The organism is Caballeronia mineralivorans PML1(12) (genome assembly GCF_001028175.1).
Lineage (GTDB): Bacteria > Pseudomonadota > Gammaproteobacteria > Burkholderiales > Burkholderiaceae > Caballeronia > Caballeronia mineralivorans.
Map to the genome: position 1 here is coordinate 1 of NZ_AEJF01000372.1, position 480 is coordinate 480.

1 protein-coding gene is annotated in these 480 nt (G+C 58.8%); it reads right to left on the reverse strand.

Annotated features, from left to right (window positions below):
- A partial coding sequence (locus EOS_RS43095; RefSeq protein ID WP_047898359.1) for a LysR family transcriptional regulator occupies nt 1-446 on the reverse strand: 446 nt, incomplete at its 3' end.
- Between the last annotated feature and the right edge of the window lie 34 nt (nt 447-480).

Here is a 480-nt window from a genome sequence, read left to right on the forward strand (position 1 = left end):
AGGTGTCCTACCCGGATCGTCAGATCCCAGCCTTCTTCCATGAGGTCGACCACACGATCATTCAATCCGAGATCGATGGTGACCTTGGGGTGTTGCTTGCTAAAGGCCGGAATGAGCGGCGCCACGTAGCGAACACCGAACGAAAGAGGGGAGTTCAGCCGGAGCAGTCCGGTCGCTTCCACGCGTTGTGACGCGATCATTGCCTCCGCTTCCTCCAGGTCGGGAAGGAGCCGCGTGCACGCTTCCAGATACTGTTGGCCCGCCTCGGTGAGGGTGAGCTTGCGCGTGCTTCGATGAAACAGGCGCACGCCCAACCGCTGTTCCACCGCATCCAGATGCTTTGTCGCCATTGCTGGAGACAAGCCGAGTTGCCGGGCGGCGGCTGAGAGGCTTCCCGCGTTAGCGGCACGAGAAAACACCTGCATTCCTGTAATGCGATCAAGCATTGCAATTTCTCACTTGCGGTAAAAACTGAATCGC